Genomic DNA, 16,152 nt, shown 5'->3' with positions numbered 1-16,152 from the left:
AAGGGAGAGGGGGGAGGTCTTAACCAGCTCCCTGCTGGAAATGCTGCTCAATCACCGAGGCGTCGGATGCGGTGGATGCGACGCCCAATGCCTTGGCTTCGCCATGGCAGACAAAACCTGCGCCAGTGTGGTTGACGTATCCGGCGGAGAGGACCGTACCATAGGGCATTTGTTCCCTGAGTTCATCATGGTCGATCCTGTCGGGGAAGAGCACGGGGATGGCCTGGCCGGAAAAATCTTCAAAAATAATGTATTTCATTTGATGCCTCTGCTTGGTCGGTGCATGCGAACACGTGGTGTTGTGGTTTTATATGATGAATTGTGGGTGATGTAAAATGCTCGCGAATGCCCATGATCTTCAGTTTCTGTCTGTCGTCCAAGGCGAAGAGGAGTTGATTTTGTCGTTGTGCATGGAAGTGTATGCTGTGTATTACTTGTTTTGTGTCGTGTACTGATCTTTAATTGTGTTGCAATGTTTTGATTTAGTATGATAGAGACATGATACTCTGACATGAAATGAGGGTTTACGTGACGCAACGGAATGTGTGTGAATAGTTTCCGTCGTTACGGTTGTTGAACGATGGTGATATATTTCGGAGGAAAGTCGCGCATGGAAGATTATCTTAAGGAAGCTTTGGATATCGTAAAGGCACAAGCCAGTGTCCGAACCATGACCGAGGATGAAATTACATCCATGGTTCAAAAGCTGGCCCATGGGATCAGAAGGATTGGTGAGGGGGATCTCGTAGAAGAAAAGCTTGCTCCTACCGTGGACCCTAAAAAGGCTATCCGAGAGAAATCCATCATCAATCTTGAGGATGGCAAGCCTTATAAGATATTGACCAAGAAGAATTTGATCAAGTTTGGTCTGACTCCAGATGAGTATCGGGAGAAGTGGGGGTACAAAAAGGGAACCCCGTTGATCTGCAAGAGTCTTCAACGCGAGCGTCGTAAGAAAATGAAGGAAATGCAGCTCTGGACCAAGAGGAAAAAGAAGGGAACAGCGAAAAAATAAAAAGCCACACGCAAAAAACGGCCTCCGGGATGAATCGGGGGCCGTTTTTTGCGTGTGGGGACGATTCAGCAGGGTGAATTATTGACGAACCAAGAATACGTGGAGGCAATGCCCTCGCGCAAACTGATGCCTGCTGTCCAGCCTTTTCCCGTAAGACGGGAGACATCCAGCAGTTTCCTGGGAGTGCCGTCCGGCTTGTTTCGGTCGTAGATGACGTTTCCTTTGTAACCGACGATGTCTTGAATGATCTCAGCAAGTTCGGCAATGCTGATATCGGTCCCGACCCCTACATTAATGATGTCTTCTTCATCATAATTGTCCATCAGGAACAGACTGGCCTGTGCCAGATCGTCCACATGCAGGAATTCTCGCCGAGGGGTTCCGCTGCCCCAGACAGATACTTCGGGTGCGCCAGTGAGCTTGGCCTCGTGGAATTTGCGGAGCAGGGCAGGCAATACATGGGCACTGACCAGATCGAAATTGTCACCAGGGCCATAGAGATTTGTGGGCATCAGACTGATGGCATTGAATCCATACTGGCGTCGGTAGGCTTGGCACATCTTCAACCCCGCGATCTTGGCTACGGCGTACCACTGATTGGTGGGTTCCAGTTCTCCGGTCAAGAGGTGCTCTTCGCGTATGGGTTGAGGAGCAAACTTGGGATAGATGCATGACGACCCCAGAAATAGTAGTTTTCTGGCCCCGTTCCTGTAAGCCGCATCTATGATGTTTGATTGAATGAGCAGATTGTCCCGAATAAATTCAGCCGGGCGGATGTCGTTGGCATGGATGCCTCCCACCTTGGCTGCCGCCAGAACTACATATTGGGGTTTCTGGTGGGCAAAGAAATCGTTGACCTGGGCTTGGTCAGTGAGATCGCATTGGGCGTGTGTGCGGGTGATGATGGATGTGTGTCCCGCCTGTTGCAAGGCGCGGACAATAGCCGAGCCAACCAAGCCTCGGTGACCGGCGACATAGATAATTGCCTCTTGTTCCACTGATGCCTCCCTGAATGACCTGCGGAGATGCTACAGTGTTTTGAGCCTGATGTGAATGACGAGCCCTTTGCCCCGCCAAGGAAAGTGCGTAGTGTTTAGGTATGAAATCAGCCGGTTCCCCACCCCCCATCACCAGCCCGGAGCAATATGCAAAGCAAGGCTATCCCATTGAGCATTTACGTATTGGAGAGTGCATTTTTACGCGCAGGCCTGCGATGATTACCACGGTGCTAGGTTCGTGTGTCAGCGCGACGTTCTATCATCCTGTATCGTCTGCGGCCGCCATCTTTCATGCCATGTTACCGATTTGCTGCGGTTATTTGAATGAAAAAAGGTCTTGTAAATATGTGGATGTGGCCGTGGATGAAATCATGGTTCGTTTCGGCAAATTGGGCATCAAAGCGCATGATCTGGACGTGAAGCTGTTCGGGGGGGGATTCACCATTGACCCCGAACGCAAGGATGCCGTGCGTGATATCGTCGATGTCGGGCGCAAGAACGTGAGTGCGGCACGCGACTCCCTGGCCAAGCATGGGCTGAAGGTCATGGCCGAGGATGTGCTCGGCAGGCGCGGACGCAAGGTGTTTTTCCTGACAGCCACAGGTGAAGTCTGGGTCAGGCCCGTGTCCGCCGAGGCTGGCGATCTGGATTCGTCTTTATTCTAAGACGAGGAATCTTCAAGTACGTAGGTGAAGATTAACGGTGCCACAATGCTGGCGTCGGAATTGATCATGAATCGAGGGGTGTCGGGGGCCAGCTTGTGCCAGGTGATCTTTTCATTGGGCGGCGCGCCGGAGTATGACCCGTATGAGGTCGTGGAGTCACCGATCTGGGCAAAGTAGGCCCAGTAGGGAGTGTCTTCCAGGTAGCAGTCCTGAATGAGCATGGGCACGACGCAGATGGAGAAATCTCCCGAAATGCCACCACCGATCTGGAAAAACCCCACGGGGATCTCCGCATCGGCTCGTTTCTTATACCATCCTGCCAGATGCTCCAATTGCTGGGTTCCCCGTTTGACACCATTGTGGTTCGGGATATTCCCGAGCATGACTTCGGCAGTGTAGATATTGCCCAGAGTGGAGTCTTCCCAGCCCGGAGTGTAGATGGGGATGCTCATTTCCTTGGCGGCAAGGACCCAAGAGCGCTCTCGCGGAAGCTGGAAACGATCCTCTATGCCAGGAATATCGAGGACGTCATTCAGGAATTGGTGGGGAAATTTCGCTTCTCCCCTGCTCGCCGCTTCGGTCCACATCTGGACAATGTGGTCCTCGATCTCCTTCATCACGGTTTCCGGGATGCAGGTGTCGGTGACGCGATTCAGCCCACTGTCGCGCAGAGCGACTTCATCCTGCGGAGTCAGGTCTCTGTATTCGGGCAGGATTTTGTATTCATTGCCGGCAAAGAGGTTGAAGATGTCTTCTTCCAGATTGGCAGCGGTGCAGGAGATGGCGTGTACCTTGCCCTGGCGTATCATTCGGGCCAGGGAAATGCCGATTTCCGCCGTGCTCATGGCGCCTGCCATGGCCAGGAACATCTGACCGCCACCATCAAGCAGATCGCACCACCCCTTTGCCGCGTCCAGGGTTTCGCGGGCGTTGAAGTGTTTGAAATGCTCTTCCATGAAGGCACGGATGGCGGTCATCAGGGCTCCTTACGTTTGAGTAGCGGTGGACGGGGTTCCCTTTTTCTCCATGCCGATGAAGAACATGAGCAGCGACGGGATGACAAACACGGTGAAGACCGTGGAAAGGGCCAACCCGCCGAGGATGACTGCACCGAGCCCGCGGTACAATTCCGAGCCCGGACCGGGCCATACCGCCAGAGGCAGCATGCCGAAGATGGAGGTCATGGCGCTCATGTAGATCGGGCGCAAGCGGGTACGGACGGATTCCAGCACGGCTTCCTTGTGGTCCATGCCGCCTTCGCGGATGTTGTTCAGGGATTGGTGCACGATGAGGATGGCGTTGTTGACCACGACACCGATGAGGATAACGAAACCCAGCATGGTCAGCACATCAAGGGGCTGTGTGGTGAGCAGAAGATTCTCCAACTTCAGGCCGATGAACCCACCCGCCGCCGCCAGGGGCACCGTGAACAAGATGATCAGTGGGTAGAAGAAGTTCCCGAACAGTGAGGACATCAGCAGGTAGATGATGACCACGGCCAGGATGAAGTTCCACTGCAGGGCCTGACGGGTGACGGTCAGCTTGTCTGCCGCGCCCGAAAGCTGGGTCTTCATCCCCTGAAGTGCGCCTTTGGCCTCGAGGTCCGGGATGATGCTGTCCTGAATGAGTTCCATGGCTTCTTCAAGGGGCATGGTTTCGGGAGGGGTGACCTGCAGGGTGAAGGTTCTGTTGCGCTCCAGGTGGCGAATCTCGTTGATGCCAGTTGTTCTGGTCAGGCCGGCAAGCGAGGAGATGGGCAGCAGCCTGCCGTCTGGAGTGGACAGAAGTGCTCCGTACAGATCTTCAGGAGTGGAAATCTTCTGCTCCGAGGCCATGAGGACCAGATCGATGGAAGGCTGTCCTTCTTCCTTGAAGTCTCCGACCTTGCGGCCGTCCATGAGGACATCAGTGGAAATGCCGAGGTCCTGTGAAGTCAGCCCGGTGGCCTTGAGCCTGTCTCGGTAGGGCGCAAGGCGGATTTCCGGAAAGGTCATCTCAAAGGATGGCACCGGACGGACCTGGGCCCCTGCCATGGCTTTGGGGATGGTCAGGAACAGGGTCTGTGCGGCGGCGGCCATTGTGGGCAGATCGGACCCGATCAGGTCCACGTCAATGGTCCGGTCACCGCCGATCTGGTTCTGGAAGATACCGGCCTGGAAGCTGAATCCGAAGACTCCTGGAATGGAGTTGGACCAGCCCATCATGGGGCCGAGCAACTCTCTGGCTCTTTGTTCCTGGGATGAAATGACGCCGAAGATATTGAAGCCCGGAGTGCCCACATAGAACAGGTTGCGGATGCCAGGCAGGCCATTGACTTCATCCTGTCCCAGGAACGGGTCGGCCATGCCGAAGATGCGGTTGCCCCAGTCCGTTCGTTCATTGACGGACATGCCCGGAGGCGGAATCAGGACCGAGAGCAGCATATTGCGGTTGCCCTGAGGCAGGTATTCCATCTTGGGCATGAAGAGCCAGGAGGAGCCGACGGCAAGTCCGGTAAGCAACAGAATGGTGGCCAGACGGGTGCCTGTGCTTTTCAGACAGGTCTGGACAAGGCCCATGACGCTATTGGAAATGCGTGTGCCCAGCCCGGTCAGAGGTTTCAATATGCGCAGTTCGAATTCCTTTCCGTTTTTCCGTCGTTCCGCCAGGCTGAAAAGCTGTTTGGCGAACATGGGAATCACGGAAATGGAGACGATCATGGAAATGCTCACTGCGCAGGTTACGGCGATGGCGATATCCTTGAACAGCTGTCCCGCTTCTTCCTCAATGAAGACGACGGGCAGAAATACCGCCACGGTGGTCAGGGTGGAGGCCAGCACCGCTCCCCACACTTCTCTTGTGCCGTCATAGGCGGCCTGGGCCGCACGTTTTCCCAGCTGCTTGCGGTGGCGGTCGATATTTTCCAGGACCACGATGGCGTTGTCCACGAGCATGCCCACGGCAAAGGAGATACCTGCCAGGGAGACCACGTTCAGGTTGCGCCCGAACAGACTCATGAAAATGAAGGTGCCAATAATGGAGATGGGGATGGCCACGGCCACGATGATGGTGGACGACAGGCTGCGCAGAAAGATGATCAGGATGGTCACGGCCAGGATGCTGCCGACGATGATATTCTGTTGAACCAGACCGATGGCACCATTGATGTAGGGGCGCTGATCATAGGTCCAGTCCATGCGGATGCCGTTCTCCTTGAGCATCCCGCTATTCAGTTCTTTCACGACCTCATGGACCCGGTCGGTCATTTCCAGAATATTGGCGCCAGTCTCCGGTTTTACACCAATGGCGATCCCAGGTTCGTTGTTGTGCATCATGGCCGAGACGGGGCGTTCAAAACCGAATTCCGCCCGACCCACATCGGCCACGGTCACGCGTTGTTGGCCCGTGGAGCGGATAACCACGGCCTCGATCTGTTCCGGGGATTTGAATTCTCCCACGGAACGGATGCGGTATTCGTGGCTGCCCAGGCTCATATTACCAGCAGAAATATTGATATTTTCTGTCTGCAGGACACCGATCAGGTCGGGGATGGTCAGCCCGTGTGCAGCCAGCTTGGCGGGGTCGACGATGACGTGCATTTCCTGCTCTGTGCCGCCGCCGATGAACAGGTCGGCGACGCCTTCCACACGTTCCAGATGTTGCCGCACCCGGTCCTCGAAGAGGGTCTTGTAGCTTGCAATGGGACGCTTGTTGTCGGGCAGAGCCTTGAGCACGATCCAGATTACCGGCGAGGCGGCAGAACCCGTGGCCGTGATCACCGGCTTGTCGGCAGTGGCCGGATAGGACGGTACCTCGTTCAACTTGTTGGAAACCCTCAACAGGGCATCATCGGAATCGGTGCCGATCTTGAACTTCAGGGTGAGTTCGCCGCTGGAGTTCTTGGAGGTGCTATCCATCTCCTTCAGGCCCGGGATGCCCTTGAGGACATCCTCCTGTTCTTCGATGATATCCCGTTCGATCTCGTAGGGCGTGGCCCCGGACCAAGTCGTCGTTACCGTGATTTCAGGTTCTGTGACAGAGGGGGTCAACTGATAAGGCAATCCGAACAGGCCAATGAGCCCGAACAAGACGATCAGGATGATGCCCACCAGCACTGTGACAGGCTTGTCGATGGAAGACCGGATGATATCCATGGAACGCTCCACCCGCACCTCAAGGATGCGGCTCGGCGAGAGTGTCTACTGTTTGGCTCCGGCCGTGCGGACCGGTGCGCCGGGGTACAGTCGTTCGTTGCCTTTGATAACCAGGTCCATGCCTTCTGCGAGGCCCGGTCCGTTTACAGCGGCTAAAAGGCCCAGGTAGGCCACCACGTTGACGGGGATCATCTGGGCCTTGCCGTCGACCGCGGCAAAGACCATGGGCTGGCCGCGCAGGATGGTTACTGCATCGCGGGGTACAATGACGGACTTGACCTTGGCACCCACGGGCAGATGGGCCGTGGCCTGCATGCCTTGGGCAAAGTGGGTGCCGGGGATGCGAATCTTGATCGGGAAGGTGCGTGTCCCCACATCTCCTCGGGGAATGATGGCGAAGATCTTGCCCGACGTCGCCTTGCCCCCGATGGTGACTTCGATGGTCTGGTCGACACTGATAAAGGGCAGGACGGTTTCGGGGACATTGATGATGACGTCCATGGCCTCGTCCAGAGCCACGGTTGCGACCACGGCTCCGGCAGCGATCCATTCGCCGCGTTCCACTTTGCGTTCCAGCACGATGCCTGCAAACGGTGATGGAACTCTGGATTTTGTAATTTCGAGTTGCAGCCTGTCGGCTACGGCTTCCAGAGCACGAGCCTTGTTCTGGACTTCCTGTAGGGCGTAAAAGGCGTTGTCGAACTCCTGAGTGGAGATGGAGCCGCTTTTGATCAGTTCTTCGCGACGCTTGAGCTCGATCTTCGCGAGCTCTTGTGCTGCCTTGGCTTCGTCCAGGTAGCCCTGTGCCGCGATGAGATGCTTGACGGCAATGGCCGTGTCCATGGTGACCAGATCAGCTCCGGCATTCACTCGGCGGCCTTCCTCGAAATGGACATTCAGCACCCGGCCTGCGACTTCCGAGGCGACTTCCGAGACTTCCGGGTAGTACACGGTACCTACGAAATCGGACCGGGGAGCCACGCTGTCAGCGCCGGATTTGGCGGTTTCGATCAGTGTTGGCGGCGGCCCCTGAGGTTTGTCCTGTGCGACGGTCCCTGTGGGCAGGGTCAGGACGATCAGCGTGATCAACGTAATAATAGAAGTCTTCATATCTCCCCCAGCACGACGACTAGCCGTTGTCGCGCATATAGCTGATATGGTTGTACAGTCTGTTGAGCATGTCTAGTAAACTGCGCTGTTCCTTTTCGGTGAGGCAGGAATAGGCGCGTTCACCCTGGGCCAGGACGATGGGTGTGACGGTCTCTTTCAGCTCTTTGCCTCGCTGGGTCAGGTAAATTCTGTAGGTGCGACGATCCTTGGGGTCGCGCTCGCGGTAGACAACACCTTTGCCTTCGAGAACATCGATCATGCGGGTGATGTTGGCGGTGTCCTTGAAGGAGCACTCAGCCAGTTCCTTTTGCGAGCGGCCTTCCTTTTCCCAGAGTCGGCAGAGCAGGGCGTATTGCTCGGAGGTGATATCGATGCCGGCCTCGCGGAAATAGCGACGGAGTTCGAATTTGATGGCTTTGCCTGTGCGGGCAATGGCGTATGCCACTGATTCATCGAGGGAAAATCTATTATCTAGCATGTGCAATTCCTGTAGGTGAAATAGTTGTACCCGTAATTATATGGGGGGATATTGTTGTGTCAATGCGGAAACCCTGAGGCCAGCAATTACCTGGGTGTCAGGGAGGATAAGCCATCAGAGGAAACTGGTTTGTTTTAAACGGTTTCCTCTGAGCCTTGCGTTTTGGGCCAGAGTTGGGCGACGAGCATTCCGGAGAGCATCAGTGCACAGCCGAACATGCCGCGTCCGGTCATGGATTCGCCAAGAATGACCCATCCGCCCAGAGCTGCGAACACGGCTTCCAGACTCAGGATGACGGCGGCATGGGTTGGGGGGGCGTCCTTTTGGGCGATGACCTGAAGGGTGTAGGCAACGCCTACGGGCATGATGCCACCGTAGACAATGGGAAACCAACCTGCCTGCAGGGAAGCCAAAGTGACTTCTTCGGTCAGGAAGGCGGCTATGAAATGCAGGAGTGAACAAAAGGCGAACTGTCCAAAAGCCAGTTTGATGCAGTCCATCTTGGGTGACAGCCAGCCCAGAACCAGAACGTGTATGGCCCAGAAAATTGCGCTGGCAAGCACCCAGGAATCACCTGGCGCCAGGGTGAAATCGGCAGTGACGGAGAGCAGGAACAGCCCTGCGGCTGCGATGCCCGCCCCCAGTGCGCCACCCAGTCCTGGGCGTTGGCCGATGATAAGTCCCAGGAATGGAACAAAAACGACATACAGGCCGGTAATGAAGCCACCTTTGGCTGCGGTTGTGTTCACCAGGCCCACTTGCTGCAGAGCCACTCCCAAAAACAGGATGGCTCCGGCGATCATGGCGCCACGAATGGCGAAGCCCTTGCTGACCTCTGTGCCGGGGGGCAGTGTCGTTCCGCGTCGGGAAGACCAGATGACCAGAGGCACCAGCGACAAGGAACCGATGGCAAAGCGTACGGCGTTGAAGATCATGGGGCCGACATAGTCCATGCCCGAGCGCTGGGCGACAAATCCTGTGCCCCAGACCATGGCGGTGATCAGCAGAAAAATATTGGCTTTGACGACTCGTGACTGCATAGCCGGGGTCAAGTACCCCGATTCCGCGATGCTGGCAATATGTGCAGGAATGAGATGTGCCGCCAAAAGGTGGCGGCAGCAGGGTAAATGGACGGGCGGAGATTTTTGTGAAGAGTTATTCTACGGCGATGGTGCCACCCTTGAAGATTTCGATGTGAAAGATGCGACTGCAACTGTCGCAGATTTCTGTAGAGCGTTTCATCTCGTTGTAGTGGGTCTTGTGTATGGTGTTGCAGGCCGGGCAGGGGATCCCGATGATTTTGCCTTTGTCCTCGGCATCTGGAAAAAGGAGCGTCATGCTCGTTTCCTCCTCTTGTTTGTTTTAGGTTTGTTTTGGGACACCTTTGCCCTGTTTTTGAGTCGTCCGTGAGGCGCGATGGTGACAATGTGACGGCACCGCAAAAAAAAGCCCCCGCTATGCGGGGGCTTGGTGATCACAAGAGGGGAAGATTCTATTGATTGGCGGAAATGTCGGGGGTGTCCACAGCGCAGTTGCAGGCTTTGCGCTGTTGGTCCAGATCGATGTCCCACAGGGCCTGGGTGTACATCATGAGCCATTCGTAGGGCAGGGAAAGTTCCTGCTCGCCATTGGACATTACGCAGGTGTTACCCCGGCGTTTGACCAGATAGGCGCTTTTCTGTTTTGCGTCGCCGTCCGAAGCGATGATGGCAAAGACCTGATCTCCGTCTTCGGTGGAGTAAAGCTCCTGCTTGGTGAGTACGCCGGTGTTTTCCTCGAAGAAAGAGGTCTGGGCGTAGAGCGCTCCTCTGAAGGAGATGCTCGCGCCGCCGTCGTTGTCCAACGTGATGGCTTTCATGGGACCTTGTACTCCTGCGGTTCTTGCTTCACTCATGACCCCCTCCTGCTCCTACGTGGGAAGTTTGAGTTGGATTGGTCCGGTATCCTTGGAGTCCTTGCGGTAGGCTTCCTCCACCAACTCGATGAAGTATTCCGTCATGGTCTGGCCTTTAATTGCCGCCAGGATGCGCAGTTTCTTGTGCACTTCCTGGGGGATACGCAGTGTAAGCTGCTTTTTGTCCTCTTCGGCCATGACGTTCTCCCAAACCGGGCGGCGAGGGCTATCCGAGTAACTGCCCGGGAATAAATGCTTCTCGCCTTTTTCCAATCAACTGCATCGCAATTACCACACTTGACATTAAAATGTAAATAGACAGCTAAGCTGTCTTTGATGTGTTTCATGTCAAGTAGTGGAATACCGGGGGGCTGGAGCAGAAAATAAAAAGGCATCAGGGAAATGCGCGGTTGGAGGCTGTGCTGTGGCTTTGAGAATAAGCCATGATAGCGTACGCTTAGGCTGTTGTAACAAACCGGGCTGCTAAAGCCGGGCGGCTTGCCGTCCGATGAGGATGCCATGACCAATATCATTTGTATATCGCTGATTCGTCTGTTGTTGATCGTGACCCTACTTGCACCCGTCGGTGGAGGTGTGGCCATGGCTCAGGAAGGGTTTGCGGATTCAGCCATTGCCGAGCTCAAACGCTATATAGTGGGCAATGATCGGCAGTACAATTTGCCGCCCGCCGTGGATAAACCGGAGTTTGTTGGCATGGCCGATGCCGGGTTGTATCTTGATCCCGACGAGATCGTCTTTGTGGAAGAGTTTCCGGGAGAGGACAGCAAGGCGGTGATCTACCCGCGAAACATTCTGGTAATGCACGAGGTTGTCAATATCCGGGAGACGGGCCGAAATCGGACCGTGACTTACTGCCCGTTGACGGGGACCGTGGTGGGCTATCTGTCCAAAGCCGGAGGCCAGGATACCTCCTTCGGAAACATGGGGATGTTGGCAAATTCGAATCGCATTCTCTACGATCGGGTGACTAATACCTTTTGGCCCCAGTTGTTGGGCATTGGCATTCGGGGGCCCCTGAAAGGAGAGCGGTTGGAGAGGTTTCCGCTGATCTGGACACGCTGGAAATACGCAAAAAAAAGATATCCCGAGGGCAAGGTGCTCTCCCGCCGGACGGGCTACAAATATCGATACGGAAAGGATCGGTACGGATCGTACGCCAAGTCGGGAACCTATTACGACACTGGTGGATCCTACTACGCTCTCGCTCATGTGGACCCGAGCATTCACCCCAAGGTGCGCATTCTCGGGCTGGCCGAGGGAGAGATCGCGGTGGCGTTTCTTGAGTCGGAAATCAAGAAGAGAAGGCTTGCAAGTGTGGACTTCGGCATGTCCCCCATCGTGGCCATCTATGACAAATCCCTGGATGCCATAAGGGTTTTCCATGCCGAGGCTGATGGCCGGGGGCTGCATTTCGAGATGGCTGGCGACGAGATCGTAGATAAGGAGACTCGGTCACGCTGGGATATCATGGGCCAGGCCACCGAAGGACGCTTGCGGGGTATGAAGCTGGAGCGGGTCGCGGCCATGGACAGCATGTGGTTTGCCTGGAAGGCGTTTCATCCTTTTACGGAAGTTTGGGGGCGGCAAAGCAATGGTGAAGGCTCTTTTTGAGTGCCCGTTGGCATGTTGCGTACCGCTGAGCGGCCATGGGAATTCCCCGTGTTAACTCCCGGGAGTCTCCAGGCTGTTGTCTTTGATTTTGATGGCACCCTGGCTGAGTTGACCATTGATTTTGGGGCCATGAAGCGTGAACTGTTGGCTTTGGTTCAGGTGGTCATACCCACTGCCCGGCTCGTTCCAGGTATTCCTGCCTTGGAATGGATGGAGATCATTCTTTCGCCCTTACTTCGGGAAGCGCCCGAAGAGGCCTTGGCCCTTCGGGCCCGCTTTGATCGTCGTATAATGGATATTGAAATCGCCGCAGCCCGGAAGGGAGAGCTGTTTCCCTTTGTGCGGCCCATGCTGCATCGATTGCGCGGTGATGGCTTGAAGTTAGCCGTGATTACGAGGAACTGTACTCAGGCCGTGCGCGAAGTGTTCCCTGATATTGCGGAGTATACGGACTGTGTGTTTGCCCGGGGCGATGTTTCACGGGTTAAGCCGGATCCCGGACATTTGCATGTTGCGTTGCAGCACATGGACGTCGAAGCTTGTCGAGCCATCATGGTCGGGGATCATGTGCTGGATATTGCGACGGGGAAGGGGGCGGGTACGTGGACTGCCGGAGTCCTGACCGGTGTGTGTACGCGTCAGAACTTTGTTGATGCTGGCGCGGATATCGTGGCGGATGACGGGGCTGGTGCGGTGTGGGCGTTTCTGGAATTGCATAAGTTCGGTAGGTTAATCTGATTGCAGCGGTGGACAGGTTACCCCAAAACACACTATATCCCTTGGCAAAAGGGAGTTGCATGAATGGGGTTTACACTCTGGTTTACGGGGCTGTCGGGTGCGGGGAAGTCAACGCTCTCCATGCACGTTTATCTCGAGATTCGTCGCCGGATGCTCAAGGCCGAGTTACTGGATGGCGATCTGATTCGAACGAATTTCAGCTCTGAGCTTGGATTTTCCCGTGAGCATAGAGATCTCAATGTCCGCCGTATCGGATTTATCTCCCATCTGTTGAACAAGAATGGCGTGAATAGTGTTGTCGCTGCCATTGCCCCGTTCGAGGAAGCCAGGCAGCAGAATAGGACATTGTTGGATAACTATGTCGAGATCTGGTGCAAATGTCCGCTTGAAGTCGTTGAGTCCAGAGATGTCAAAGGTCTGTACGCCAGAGCTCGCGCAGGCGAAATCAAGGCTTTCACCGGTATTACTTCGCCCTATGAAGAGCCGGTTGGAGCCGATATTGTTTGTGAAACCGACAAGGAAACCGTGACGGTCAGTGTGCGCAACATCCTGGAGTGGTTGGAGGATCGGGATTTCCTGCCCAAGGTCGAGAACTGCAAGCGCAGGGATTACTCCAAGCACGATGAAGAGTCCTGGCGTCAGCGATTGGCTGAATTGGGATACGCCAAGCAGCGTTGACGGGATATGTTTTTTCGGCAGGGGCCGGTGGCGTGGGCTTTTGTCTCGTTTTATCGCAGAACATGTTGGGCGGGGGAATCCCCGTTCGCCAGATCAAGGACCTGAGGCGAGTGCTGCAGGTCCTTATTGTTTTTGCAGGGTGATCAGTCCGACGGCTCCAAGATGGAAGGAGCGAGTGACCGTCCCAGACAATTCAAGCCGGTCGAGCAACCCCAGAGTTCCCCCCATTTGCAGATACTCCTGATAGAGAAGGAAATGTTCACCGCCCGCAGCGCGCTCGAATACTGTCACGCCCAGATGGCCCACGCGTCCCGCGAGATTGCGAGGAGCAAGGTAGTCCGCAATGGCCAAAGTGCCTCCCGGTTTGAGAACCCGCAGGGTTTCGGTCAGGAGGGCTTCACGGACGATGCCAGGCTTTTCGTGCAGAGCAAAAGCCAGAATGGCGAAATCGTAGTTGTTGTCAGTCAGGGGCAGATGTGTGGCATCAGCGTGAATGTAAGCGATTGAAGCTGGAGACTTCTGGCGGGCCACGGTCAGCATGGGCAGTGAAAGATCGACTCCCGTGCACGAAAATCCGGCGTTGTTCAGGGCGATGAGTTGTGCACCCGTGCCGCAGCAGATGTCGATGACGTCGTGTGCCTTCAGGCTCAGTCCCAGGGACACCACAGCGCGTCGAATCCCCCGCAAGAATGGGCCGGTCAGCGGGTCGTACAGCCGGGCAACGGTGGCGTATTCATCGGTTGGTCGTGGCATCGTCCGGCATTACTCCATGACAATGGCAGTGGTCTCCGGATCGTAGAAGAACTGGCAGGGACCTTCCTGGGGTTCATGCAGGACGACTTTCTTGTCTGCAATGATGATGACTGTGCCGGGATGGGCGACGCGGTTGACCTTGACGCGAAGCAGGCTCAGTTCTTCCAGTGCGATGCGTCGTTCCTGCAGTGCGGTCTCGATTTCCTGCATGCGATTTACGATGCCGATGCGTTTCTTGATGATTTCGGCCACGTCGCGCCGCTTGCCGGCGGGGGTGCGTTCCAGCAGAGCCTTGGGAGATTCGGTGCCAAGGGCTCCGTCGATCTGTGATTTCTGTTCACGAAGCGTCTTGCGTTCGGCAATGAGCTTGTCGATGCCCCCGATCTCGATGCCCACATCAAGTCGGATCATGGTCTTGACCCCCAGGTCCGACCCGATCTCGTTGGCGACCACTCCTTTGCCCGCCTCAGTGACTCCACCGAGGATAATGCCTTTGCCCTTGATGCAAACCACACGTCCCTTGGCAGTGACCACGCTGGTGGAAAGGTTGTGGGCCACGTTGATGTCACCGTCGGCCTCGATGAGGGCGTTTTCAGCGAAGTTGCAGGAGACGTCGCCCTTGGCGCGAACCTTGCCCTCGCCCTTCATGACGATACCGCCCTTGACGCCAATATTGGCCCCGGCGCTGACATGGGCGCTTTCAATGGCCATCCCTGCGAAAATATCTCCGGGAGCCGTGACTTTGAATCCGTCGCGAATTGAACCGTCGATGAGGACGGAACCGTTTTCCAGTCGCAGGTTGCCCGAGGCGTAACTGATGTCGCCTGTGATGTGGACCATTTCCAGTACGGAAACCCGGTTCTTGTCCCAGGTGATCATGCCCGCAATGGCTGAGCTGAATTCCACGCCGTCGGCTGTGACATCGACGTTTTCTCCGGCATAGACCTCGGCGGGGCGGCCTTTGCGGGGCACCAGATCTTCACCAAATACGTCACGCCCGAAGTGGCCTTCCCGAGGTGGGATCAATCGCCCGATCAGTGTGCCTTCCTTGATGGGCTCGAATTTGCTGCGTTCACGGGGGTCGACCACATGGGAGTCATCCTCGGCCATGGCTTCCTGTGCTCCGATGAACGCCAGTTCGAAGCGTCCATCTTCACCATGAATCGGGGCCTTGCCCTTGGCTACGGTTACCCCGTCCTGAGATTCGCCCGTTCGTTCGGCCTTGGAAATGGCCTTGGCCAGGGGAGCCTCCGCTAGTGTGCGCACCCCCATGGACCAGAGGTCGCGCTTGACCATGTCCACGGAAATGGGGGTTCCCTGAAATGTCTGAGGGTAGATGGTGCCTGAAATCTTTAGCCTGTTGGAGGCGATCTTGAATAGCGGCTTGATGATCAGTTTCTTCTTGCGGTAGTCCACCAGTCCATAGCCCTTGGCACTGATCTCCATGGTTTCTTCGTTGAGGACTGCCCCGGAAGATTCTTCGATATGGATTTCGGCAGGCTTGCGGTCCGACTTCGCGAGAATGGGCGCACCGGTCACCGAGGTGCCTGGAGCCGGTTTGCCGGGAGGAATCAACTCTGCGATGACATCACCGTGGAAGACAGGGTAGGCCATGTCTCCCTTGAATTCGATTCTGGCATCGCTGGCATCGGTTGGTGGTTTGCCTTGGGCGACGACCATGCCCGTGATGTCCTTCTTGAGCCGGGCTTTGAGCAGGACTTTGTCTGCCAGCGGGCCATCGGGGTTGATGATTCCGGCTTGGCGCATGGCGTCATGGAGGGCTTGTGCAGAGAGGGGGGGGTGTCGGAGCCCGTTGGAGTATAGGCTTCGATAACCGCAGTCATGCCATCTTCCGAGATGGAAATGGTCAGCGCAGACCCCGTCTGGCTGGACTGGTCCGATTGTGGATCTTCGCTCATGCGGTGTGACTCCCCCGAGTTTGGTCCTGATTCCCGGTGAGGTGGACCTGACATAAAATCTACACGTTGTCATAAGGATTGGCAATCATCACCGTGACTCCGGGGGCTTTCATGCCGAGTCCAAGTACGCTATATTGAA

17 protein-coding genes are annotated in these 16,152 nt (G+C 55.9%); 5 read left to right on the top strand and 12 right to left on the bottom strand.

All coding sequences use genetic code 11. From position 1 onward, the window contains the following. Positions 1 to 19: 19 nt before the first annotated feature. Positions 20 to 259, bottom strand: a complete 240-nt coding sequence (locus tag EL361_RS11445; RefSeq protein ID WP_126379653.1) for a hypothetical protein — start codon at positions 257 to 259, stop codon at positions 20 to 22. Between the two features lie 351 nt (positions 260 to 610). On the opposite strand from EL361_RS11445, the gene EL361_RS11440 reads away from it, so the two are divergent. Next, on the top strand, positions 611 to 1,015 hold the full coding sequence (locus EL361_RS11440) for a Ros/MucR family transcriptional regulator (RefSeq protein ID WP_126379651.1): 405 nt from the start codon (positions 611 to 613) through the stop codon (positions 1,013 to 1,015). A 65-nt stretch (positions 1,016 to 1,080) separates the two neighbouring features. Here EL361_RS11440 and fcl read toward each other — a convergent pair whose 3' ends face one another. Continuing rightward, complete coding sequence (gene fcl / locus EL361_RS11435) at positions 1,081 to 2,013, bottom strand: GDP-L-fucose synthase (RefSeq protein WP_126379649.1); 933 nt, start codon at positions 2,011 to 2,013, stop codon at positions 1,081 to 1,083. Between the two features lie 359 nt (positions 2,014 to 2,372). Here fcl and EL361_RS17090 point away from each other — a divergent pair, with 359 nt between their 5' ends. Further along, a complete protein-coding gene (locus tag EL361_RS17090; RefSeq protein ID WP_172961724.1) occupies positions 2,373 to 2,678 on the top strand; it encodes a chemotaxis protein CheD in 306 nt (101 codons plus the stop codon). Here the strand turns inward: EL361_RS17090 and EL361_RS11425 are convergent. The 8 genes from EL361_RS11425 to EL361_RS11390 all read right to left on the bottom strand — a co-directional run bounded on the left by EL361_RS11425 (position 2,675) and on the right by EL361_RS11390 (position 10,491). After that, entirely contained in the window at positions 2,675 to 3,655 is a 981-nt protein-coding gene (locus tag EL361_RS11425) for a deoxyhypusine synthase family protein (RefSeq protein WP_126379645.1), read from the bottom strand. The two genes, EL361_RS17090 and EL361_RS11425, sit on opposite strands and share 4 nt — an antisense overlap. A gap of 9 nt (positions 3,656 to 3,664) precedes the next feature. Beyond that, positions 3,665 to 6,811, bottom strand: coding sequence for an efflux RND transporter permease subunit (locus EL361_RS11420; protein ID WP_126379643.1), 3,147 nt, complete (start codon positions 6,809 to 6,811; stop codon positions 3,665 to 3,667). A gap of 45 nt (positions 6,812 to 6,856) precedes the next feature. Then, positions 6,857 to 7,921 carry an efflux RND transporter periplasmic adaptor subunit gene (locus EL361_RS11415; RefSeq protein WP_126379641.1) on the bottom strand — a complete coding sequence of 355 codons (1,065 nt, stop codon included), beginning with the start codon at positions 7,919 to 7,921 and terminating at the stop codon, positions 6,857 to 6,859. Between the two features lie 19 nt (positions 7,922 to 7,940). After that, complete coding sequence (locus tag EL361_RS11410) at positions 7,941 to 8,399, bottom strand: MarR family winged helix-turn-helix transcriptional regulator (RefSeq protein WP_126379639.1); 459 nt, start codon at positions 8,397 to 8,399, stop codon at positions 7,941 to 7,943. A 134-nt stretch (positions 8,400 to 8,533) separates the two neighbouring features. Then, positions 8,534 to 9,451, bottom strand: a complete 918-nt coding sequence (locus tag EL361_RS11405; RefSeq protein ID WP_338031041.1) for a DMT family transporter — start codon at positions 9,449 to 9,451, stop codon at positions 8,534 to 8,536. A gap of 103 nt (positions 9,452 to 9,554) precedes the next feature. Continuing rightward, positions 9,555 to 9,737, bottom strand: a complete 183-nt coding sequence (locus EL361_RS11400; RefSeq protein ID WP_126379635.1) for a hypothetical protein — start codon at positions 9,735 to 9,737, stop codon at positions 9,555 to 9,557. Positions 9,738 to 9,891: 154 nt separating this feature from the next. Next, the gene (locus EL361_RS11395; RefSeq protein ID WP_126379633.1) at positions 9,892 to 10,293 is read right to left on the bottom strand and encodes a hypothetical protein; all 402 of its coding nucleotides are present in this window, start codon (positions 10,291 to 10,293) and stop codon (positions 9,892 to 9,894) included. 15 nt (positions 10,294 to 10,308) lie between these two features. After that, entirely contained in the window at positions 10,309 to 10,491 is a 183-nt protein-coding gene (locus tag EL361_RS11390) for a toxin-antitoxin system HicB family antitoxin (RefSeq protein WP_126379631.1), read from the bottom strand. 321 nt (positions 10,492 to 10,812) lie between these two features. Here EL361_RS11390 and EL361_RS11385 point away from each other — a divergent pair, with 321 nt between their 5' ends. From EL361_RS11385 to cysC, 3 genes are all read left to right on the top strand, one after another. Further along, a complete protein-coding gene (locus EL361_RS11385; protein WP_126379629.1) occupies positions 10,813 to 11,925 on the top strand; it encodes a DUF3179 domain-containing protein in 1,113 nt (370 codons plus the stop codon). A gap of 12 nt (positions 11,926 to 11,937) precedes the next feature. Continuing rightward, the gene (locus tag EL361_RS11380; protein ID WP_126379627.1) at positions 11,938 to 12,663 is read left to right on the top strand and encodes an HAD family hydrolase; all 726 of its coding nucleotides are present in this window, start codon (positions 11,938 to 11,940) and stop codon (positions 12,661 to 12,663) included. A gap of 63 nt (positions 12,664 to 12,726) precedes the next feature. Continuing rightward, positions 12,727 to 13,341, top strand: coding sequence for an adenylyl-sulfate kinase (gene cysC, locus EL361_RS11375; protein ID WP_126379625.1), 615 nt, complete (start codon positions 12,727 to 12,729; stop codon positions 13,339 to 13,341). Positions 13,342 to 13,464: 123 nt separating this feature from the next. Here the strand turns inward: cysC and EL361_RS11370 are convergent, their stop codons facing one another. Then, a complete protein-coding gene (locus EL361_RS11370; RefSeq protein ID WP_126379623.1) occupies positions 13,465 to 14,094 on the bottom strand; it encodes a class I SAM-dependent methyltransferase in 630 nt (209 codons plus the stop codon). Positions 14,095 to 14,103: 9 nt separating this feature from the next. Next, a complete protein-coding gene (locus EL361_RS11365; protein WP_126379621.1) occupies positions 14,104 to 16,086 on the bottom strand; it encodes a FapA family protein in 1,983 nt (660 codons plus the stop codon). Between the last annotated feature and the right edge of the window lie 66 nt (positions 16,087 to 16,152).

This window comes from Desulfovibrio ferrophilus (assembly GCF_003966735.1).
GTDB lineage: Bacteria > Desulfobacterota > Desulfovibrionia > Desulfovibrionales > Desulfovibrionaceae > Desulfovibrio_Q > Desulfovibrio_Q ferrophilus.
The sequence above is the reverse complement of the archived record's forward strand: the minus strand, read 5'-3'. Positions and strand labels throughout refer to the sequence as shown.

Excerpts from the sequence above, each read along its gene's own strand:
- EL361_RS11445 (WP_126379653.1), bottom strand. The coding sequence starts at position 259 with ATGAAATACATTATTTTTGAAGATTTTTCCGGCCAGGCCATCCCCGTG.
- EL361_RS11440 (WP_126379651.1), top strand. The coding sequence starts at position 611 with ATGGAAGATTATCTTAAGGAAGCTTTGGATATCGTAAAGGCACAAGCC.
- EL361_RS11425 (WP_126379645.1), bottom strand. The coding sequence starts at position 3,655 with ATGACCGCCATCCGTGCCTTCATGGAAGAGCATTTCAAACACTTCAAC.
- EL361_RS11420 (WP_126379643.1), bottom strand. The coding sequence starts at position 6,811 with ATGGATATCATCCGGTCTTCCATCGACAAGCCTGTCACAGTGCTGGTG.
- EL361_RS11415 (WP_126379641.1), bottom strand. The coding sequence starts at position 7,921 with ATGAAGACTTCTATTATTACGTTGATCACGCTGATCGTCCTGACCCTG.
- EL361_RS11410 (WP_126379639.1), bottom strand. The coding sequence starts at position 8,399 with ATGCTAGATAATAGATTTTCCCTCGATGAATCAGTGGCATACGCCATT.
- EL361_RS11400 (WP_126379635.1), bottom strand. The coding sequence starts at position 9,737 with ATGACGCTCCTTTTTCCAGATGCCGAGGACAAAGGCAAAATCATCGGG.
- EL361_RS11395 (WP_126379633.1), bottom strand. The coding sequence starts at position 10,293 with ATGAGTGAAGCAAGAACCGCAGGAGTACAAGGTCCCATGAAAGCCATC.
- EL361_RS11390 (WP_126379631.1), bottom strand. The coding sequence starts at position 10,491 with ATGGCCGAAGAGGACAAAAAGCAGCTTACACTGCGTATCCCCCAGGAA.
- EL361_RS11385 (WP_126379629.1), top strand. The coding sequence starts at position 10,813 with ATGACCAATATCATTTGTATATCGCTGATTCGTCTGTTGTTGATCGTG.
- EL361_RS11380 (WP_126379627.1), top strand. The coding sequence starts at position 11,938 with ATGTTGCGTACCGCTGAGCGGCCATGGGAATTCCCCGTGTTAACTCCC.
- cysC (WP_126379625.1), top strand. The coding sequence starts at position 12,727 with ATGGGGTTTACACTCTGGTTTACGGGGCTGTCGGGTGCGGGGAAGTCA.
- EL361_RS11370 (WP_126379623.1), bottom strand. The coding sequence starts at position 14,094 with ATGCCACGACCAACCGATGAATACGCCACCGTTGCCCGGCTGTACGAC.
- EL361_RS11365 (WP_126379621.1), bottom strand. The coding sequence starts at position 16,086 with ATGACAACGTGTAGATTTTATGTCAGGTCCACCTCACCGGGAATCAGG.